Genomic DNA, 6,483 nt, shown 5'->3' on the forward strand with positions numbered 1-6,483 from the left:
GGTAGAAGTAAGGTTATTGAATACGGCTTAGAGCTTAATGAACAAGGGATAACATTCATTGATTTTGGCGTTAAAGTCACTTTGGAGTGGAAGAATTTTGAAGGCTTTAAAATTGTTAATAGGTTACCTAGGTTAATAGTTCTAAAAAGCTCGAAAAGTAACGATATAAAGTTTAGCTATTATTTGTTTTCATCTGCTCAAAGAAAGAAATTATTCGATTATTTAGAGTCAAAGTAGTGCTAACAAGCAATTCAACAGGGATTAAAAATAGCGGGCTCTTCGCTTCGCTCAATTTTAGCCCACTATTTTTAACCCGTTAATCGAGCGTTATATTTCAGGGAGAGATTGGTGAAAATTTTTACTTTCTTTATTATTTTCTTTAGTTCCTTGCTGCAAGCAAATGATATTGTATTTCTTGGGTCACCTTTTTCAGTAGTCGAAAGCGAACAGTCATGCGATAAATATGTAGAAAGCGGTATTTGTATGGATGTTGCTTTTGAATTGAAATATAACGTCTACGAGTGGTACAACGAAAACCCTGAACCAGAAATTATTGAGTTTATAGGGTTCACTCATTCAAGTGGTTTACCTAAATTCACTTCGTTCAACTTCGCTTTAGTGCACTTGAAAAAGGTAAATGATCACTATTTGGTAAAAGACATCAAGCCTGTGGTTGAATTAAAAGACGAGTATATTATTTGTGTAGATAAGCAACTGCCATATTTTAGTGAGTGTATAAATAGGCAATCAGTTACGAGCTACTTGGATCTCAGCAACTGAAATATAACAAGTTAATTAAACAATGGACGCAAAACAGCAGGCTTGCGCTCATTCTTCGCTTAGTTTAGCCTGCTATTTTCCGCCGTTTATTAAGGCGTTAGTTACTAATGGAATTCATCCAGCAAGGAGATAAGATGAATCTTAAAAAACATAAATCAGGTTTTCTAGCTGGCTTCATGTCAAGTACAGCACTTCTAGTAAGCGACTTATTTATTTTTGGTAACTTACAGCTAAATCAGTTATCTATAAGCTGTTTAAGTTTAGTAAGCATAATTTGTCTGTTTGGTTTTGTTTTTTCAATAAAATCAAACGCTCAAAAAATATCGTAACTAACAAGGCCGTTAAACCGTGGACACAAAACAGCAGGCTTGTGCTCCTTCGTCGCCAATTTTAGCCTGCTATTTTGTGCCGTTTACGGCAAGCGTTAGCTGTACAAGGAAAATCTGAGTAGTGGAAATGTTCGCTGAAATTATCAAAAATATGTATGGGATATCACTGGCTGAATTCGCTGTGATGATAGTAGATACTCTTACTTATCTAATTGCTCTTTTTATAGTACTTTTCGCATTTGTTAAGCTTGATAAAGTTACAAAAAGTAAGCATGCCAAAGGAGTTAAAATCTCTATTGTTGCTACAATTTTCTCTTCGTTTGTAGCAAGTTCAATTGTAGAGAGTTCTGAAGAGCTTGGCTTAATTGAGGTTTTCGTATTTCTTATACCCTCTATTTTCACACTATTAGCGGCAGTTTGTTTTTATAAGTTTGCTAAAGAAGTTCTAGTGAAGTACAGCTAACAAAGCCGTTAAACCAAGGACACAAAACAGCAGGCTTTTGCTCCTTCGTCGCTAATTTTAGCCTGCTATTTTGTGCCGTTTACGGCAAGCGTTATGTGCTAAAAGTTTACGCACTGTCACAATAAAGGAAGGATATCTATGAAAAAAGTTTTTACTTTAGCTGTAATTATAGGCTTTGGTTTTCTTGTTCATACGAAGTTTGTTGAAGCTGCATATGCAGTTGGTTTTGTAAAATTTTATAAGGAAACCACTTTGGAAAATTCTTCAAAACAAACTGTAAAGTGCAATACCTGGGCATTCGGAGTTGTTAACGAACCAAGTTTGATAGAAAAGTATGAAAGCTGTATCAATGACTATCAAAAGGATGGTTACGCAATTATTAAGCAGTCAGGCACATAACAAGGTCGTCAACGCGGACAAAAAACTGTTGGCTGTTACGCTTCGCTTCACATTTTAGCCAACAATTTTTTGCCGGTTACAACGGCGTTATGCGTCATTTCAATTCACTGTATTTAAAACGGTTTTTACGTCAGGTCTTTTCTTCAAATTAGCTTTTAGGTACAGTGGTGCAATTAAGTTTTAAGTTGGTCTTGGCTTTTCGTTTTTCAATTTAAGCTGTGACCAGAATCATCATTCACCAGTCGAACGCTTCTTTGCAATTTTTGGTTTGGTGAGTGTTTTTTAATTTTAAGTTTGGCTTATTAGTGCAGGCGCAAGCGCTTCTAAATTTGCGTGTCAACGCATAACAAGGTCGTCAACGCGGACAAAAAACTGTTGGCTGTTACGCTTCGCTTCACATTTTAGCCAACAATTTTGCCGGTTACAACGGCGTTATATGGCATTGGGATGTTCGACACAGAATTCAAGGTACGGCGATTTATCGCAGAATATTCAGAAGAAACAGAAGAGTTAATTGCTGAGCATGAATTGTCTGAGTTTGACTTATGCAAGTTTAAAGCTGAATTTGGAGAGACTAACCCAGTGCAACCAATGTTCGGGTGCTATGAAATTCGTGAATCTCATATCGGTTTCATAAATAAGTATATTTCGCAGCCTATCAGTTGGAATTTCGGCAAAAGTTCTTACTTTGTTGAAGCTCATGCCATATAACAAAGCAAATTAAAAAGTGCGGACAAAAAATAGTTGGCTTTGTTCGTACCTCACAAATTTTAGCCAACTATTTTTAGCCGTTTATTTGCGGCGTTATGCGTCATTTCAATTAACTGAATCTAAATCGGTTTTTTCCTCAAGTCTTTTCTTCAAATCAGCTTTTAGGTACAGTGGCGTAATCAAATTTTAAGTTGGTCTTGGCTGTTCGTTTTCAATTTAAGCTGTGACCAGAAAGGGTATTCACCAGTCAATCGCTTCATTGCATTTTTTGGTTCGGTGAGTGTTTATATAAATAAAGTTTAGCTCGTTGGTGCAGGCGCAAGCGCTTTGAAAGCGGTGTGTCAACGCATAACAAGGTCGTCAACGCGGACAAAAAACTGTTGGCTGTTACGCTTCGCTTCACATTTTAGCCAACAATTTTTTGCCGGTTACAACGGCGTTATGTTTACAGAGACTATGAGTAACTATCAGATACTATTTGAATTTCAGCAGCCTTGGTTCGTTAGTGATTTGACAACTAGTAAAGTTAGTGCCGAAAGTGACTTGAATTTGTGGTTTCAAGTGGAGTGCAATGACGAGTGTAAAGACATCGAGATTGAGGGCTTAGACGACCTAGATCTAATCTCTAACTTACTCCAATCGGAAAAGGTAATAATATCTCAAGAGTTAAACACACAGCGAGATTTTGGAACAATTCGTATTGAGTGCTGGGTTGAAGGTAGCTATTCAGAGTTTTGGTGTTCAAAAGCTGAGTTGTAAACATAACAAACAGTTTAAAAGCGGACAAAATTCAGTTGGCTGGTTTCGCTCCGCTTCACATTATAGCCAACTAAATTTTGCCTTTTAACTGAGGCGTTATGTTTCAAGGAAAGTTTGTGGATAATTCTAGAAAAGTGAAATCATTAAAGTCTATTGAGTTTGCAATTGAACATCCCCAAGAGCATGAATCCAAACTAATTAAAAAGAGTCGGCTTTTAGCTGTCGTTGCATGGATTGGATTCTTTGTTAGTTTTCTTTTGTACTTTCAAGAATTACGTGGTTTATATTTGTCTGCATTAGCATCATTTTCTGGAATCCTATATGGCTTGTCTATGTACCTTGATTCAGCCATAAAGCAGTGGCCCTTGGTCGCAAAGCACGTTGACATTGACTCGGTAAAGAAAGAAATCAGTGAGATTGAAACATAACAAATTAATTAAACAATGGACGCAAAACAGCAGGCTTGCGCTCATTCTTCGCTTAGTTTAGCCTGCTATTTTTCGCCGTTTATTAAGGCGTTAGCTTTACTCTGTATATTTGTGAAGGATTACACAATGACAAAATATTTAAGTGATTTTTTTGATACTTCAATTGAATTTCTAGAAACATCGAAAGGTATGTTCTTTATAGGCGCTTTTCTAGCTCTGTGTTTTATTATTTACGCATCGAGTAAGTCAGGTGTTTTGCTTGCTCCGGGAGTTTATTATTTTGGTGCAGCAGTACCATCAGGTTTTCTTTTTAGGGCTGCGTATATAGAAAAGGCTAGAAAGTTAAAAATAGTTAAAGGCTTATTATTTATAGCTTTTACAAGTTGGGTTTTCTTGTACACACTCAGCTTTTTGTAAAGCTAACAAGGCCGTTAAACCATGGACACAAAACAGCAGGCTTGTGCTCCTTCGTCGCCAATTTTAGCCTGCTATTTTGTGCCGTTTACGGCAAGCGTTATGCGTCACTTTAAATTGCTGTCTTTAAAACGGTTTTTGCTTCAAGTCTTTTCTTCAAATTAGCTTTTAGGTACAGTGGTGTAATTAAGTTTTAAGTTGGTCTTGGCTTTTCGTTTTTCAATTTAAGCTGTGACCAGAAAGGTCATTCACCAGTCGAACGCTTCTTTGCAATTTTGGGTTTGGTGAATGTTTTTTAATTTTAAGTTTGGCTTATTGGTGCAGGCGCAAGCGCTTCTAAATTTGCGTGTCAACGCATAACAAGGTCGTCAACGCGGACAAATAACAGTTGGCTTTGTTCGTGCCTCACAAATTATAGCCAACTATTATTAGCCGGTTACAACGGCGTTATGCGTCACTTTAAATAGCTGTCTTTAAAGCGGTTTTTACTTCTACTCTTTCCTTCAAATCAGCTTTTAGGTACAGTGGCGTAATCAAATTTTAAGTTGGTCTTGGCTGTTCGTTTTTCAATTTAAGCTGTGACCAGAAAGGGTATTCACCAGTCAATCGCTTCATTGCATTTTTTGGTTCGGTGAGTGTTTATATAAATAAAGTTTAGCTCGTTGGTGCAGGCGCAAGCGCTTTGAAAGCGGTGTGTCAACGCATAACAAGGCGCTAAACTAGGACAAAATTAAATAAGCTCGTCGCTTCGCTCGATTTTAGCTTATTCAATTTTGCCTGTTAGCTAAGCGTTATATTGCCTTCAGGGAATTATGAAATTTGGATATTAGAGAAAACGGCTTTGAGATATTAGAGAGTTTTATATCTCAGCGTGAAATACAATCTATTAAAGCAGAGGTAAAAGAGTTTTCTGAAACCTACCCCAAATATGGTATTCGTGGCGCGAATAACAAATTCCAATCCATCCAAAAATTATGTTCATCTGAAAAACTGACAAAAATTGCTGAATCTTTCTTAATGGAGAAAGCTAATTTGGTAAGAGTAATTTTCTTCGATAAAACGGCAGAACATAATTGGCTGGTTACTTGGCATCAAGATAAGACCATCTGTGTAAACAGAAAAGCTGATATTGAAAACTGGAAAGCTTGGAGTATCAAAGATGGTAAACACCATGTTCAACCACCTATAGATGTTTTAAATAAAATGGTTGCCTTCAGGATTCATTTGGATGATTGTGACGAGGACAATGGGTGTTTAAAAGTTATACCTAGTAGTCATCAATTGGGTGTTTTGACTCAAAGTGAAATTGATTCAATCACTAAAAACCAACCAGCATTCTCGTGTGTGGTCAAAGCTGGTGATGCATTGGTAATGCGGCCACACCTTTTGCATTCATCAAGTAAATCCGTTAATCCCAGCAATAGGCGTGTAGTTCATATAGAGTTCAGCAGTTTTCAACTACCTTGCAATTTAGCTTGGGCGTAGGGCAATATAACAAAGCAAATTAAAAAAGTGCGGACAAAAATCAGTTGGCTTTGTTCGTACCTCACAAATTATAGCCAACTAATTTTTGCCGTTTATTTGCGGCGTTAGCTGTCTCGAGAGTTATGAGTAAATTAAAGTATCAAGATGTCCATACAAATGAGTTTAGTGATGCTGATGTATGGGAAGCTATTAAACAGGATGATGTCGAGGCACTTAAGTTAATTCCAATAAAACTTGGCTTTAGCCATGAGAACTGGCGATTCGTTCAAGATGTAAGCTTAAAACTATCGGAGCATCCAGATGAAAATGTAAGGGGAAATGCATTTCGTGGGTTTGCTTACACAGCTATGAATCTTAATAAACTGGAAAAAAACATAGTTAAACCAGTTTTACTTCGTGGTTTAAAGGATGAGAGCGATTGGGTGAGATCATGTGCCCAAGATGCAATGGACGATATCAATCATTACATGGGCTGGAAAATTGGTTCAGCTAAAGCGAACAAAGAACGAGAAAGGAAATTCTACGAGCGCCGAAGTAAAGACAGCTAACAAGGCCGTCAAACAAAGGACACAAAACAGCAGACTCGAGCTCCTTCGTCGCAAATTTTAGCCTGCTATTTTGTGCCGTTTACGACAAGCGTTATGTTTACAGAGACTATGAGTAACTATCAGATACTATTTGAATTTCAGCAGCCTTGGTTCGTTAGTGATTTGAC

Annotated in this window: 9 protein-coding genes; all 9 read left to right on the top strand. The window is 37.2% G+C overall.

Annotated elements, in window-relative coordinates:
• Positions 1-348: 348 nt before the first annotated feature.
• The 9 genes from AC1HJP_RS18925 to AC1HJP_RS18965 all read left to right on the top strand — a co-directional run bounded on the left by AC1HJP_RS18925 (position 349) and on the right by AC1HJP_RS18965 (position 6,316).
• Positions 349-780 carry a hypothetical protein gene (locus AC1HJP_RS18925; protein WP_480363120.1) on the top strand — a complete coding sequence of 144 codons (432 nt, stop codon included), beginning with the start codon at positions 349-351 and terminating at the stop codon, positions 778-780.
• Positions 781-1,236: 456 nt separating this feature from the next.
• Complete coding sequence (locus AC1HJP_RS18930) at positions 1,237-1,572, top strand: hypothetical protein (RefSeq protein ID WP_480363128.1); 336 nt, start codon at positions 1,237-1,239, stop codon at positions 1,570-1,572.
• A 138-nt stretch (positions 1,573-1,710) separates the two neighbouring features.
• The gene (locus AC1HJP_RS18935; RefSeq protein WP_480363121.1) at positions 1,711-1,971 is read left to right on the top strand and encodes a hypothetical protein; all 261 of its coding nucleotides are present in this window, start codon (positions 1,711-1,713) and stop codon (positions 1,969-1,971) included.
• A gap of 414 nt (positions 1,972-2,385) precedes the next feature.
• The gene (locus AC1HJP_RS18940) at positions 2,386-2,682 is read left to right on the top strand and encodes a DUF7683 domain-containing protein (protein ID WP_480363122.1); all 297 of its coding nucleotides are present in this window, start codon (positions 2,386-2,388) and stop codon (positions 2,680-2,682) included.
• Between the two features lie 441 nt (positions 2,683-3,123).
• Complete coding sequence (locus AC1HJP_RS18945; RefSeq protein WP_480361989.1) at positions 3,124-3,441, top strand: hypothetical protein; 318 nt, start codon at positions 3,124-3,126, stop codon at positions 3,439-3,441.
• A gap of 116 nt (positions 3,442-3,557) precedes the next feature.
• On the top strand, positions 3,558-3,869 hold the full coding sequence (locus tag AC1HJP_RS18950) for a hypothetical protein (RefSeq protein WP_480363123.1): 312 nt from the start codon (positions 3,558-3,560) through the stop codon (positions 3,867-3,869).
• Positions 3,870-3,995: 126 nt separating this feature from the next.
• A complete protein-coding gene (locus tag AC1HJP_RS18955; protein WP_480363124.1) occupies positions 3,996-4,286 on the top strand; it encodes a hypothetical protein in 291 nt (96 codons plus the stop codon).
• An 816-nt stretch (positions 4,287-5,102) separates the two neighbouring features.
• The gene (locus AC1HJP_RS18960) at positions 5,103-5,768 is read left to right on the top strand and encodes a phytanoyl-CoA dioxygenase family protein (RefSeq protein WP_480363125.1); all 666 of its coding nucleotides are present in this window, start codon (positions 5,103-5,105) and stop codon (positions 5,766-5,768) included.
• Between the two features lie 122 nt (positions 5,769-5,890).
• Entirely contained in the window at positions 5,891-6,316 is a 426-nt protein-coding gene (locus AC1HJP_RS18965; protein ID WP_480363126.1) for a hypothetical protein, read from the top strand.
• Positions 6,317-6,483 lie beyond the last annotated feature (167 nt).

The organism is Pseudoalteromonas sp. NFXS53 (assembly GCF_056629255.1).

Coding starts and splice junctions, on each gene's coding strand:
- AC1HJP_RS18955 (WP_480363124.1), top strand. CDS start 3,996: ATGACAAAATATTTAAGTGATTTTTTTGATACTTCAATTGAATTTCTA.
- AC1HJP_RS18945 (WP_480361989.1), top strand. CDS start 3,124: ATGTTTACAGAGACTATGAGTAACTATCAGATACTATTTGAATTTCAG.
- AC1HJP_RS18935 (WP_480363121.1), top strand. CDS start 1,711: ATGAAAAAAGTTTTTACTTTAGCTGTAATTATAGGCTTTGGTTTTCTT.
- AC1HJP_RS18965 (WP_480363126.1), top strand. CDS start 5,891: ATGAGTAAATTAAAGTATCAAGATGTCCATACAAATGAGTTTAGTGAT.
- AC1HJP_RS18930 (WP_480363128.1), top strand. CDS start 1,237: ATGTTCGCTGAAATTATCAAAAATATGTATGGGATATCACTGGCTGAA.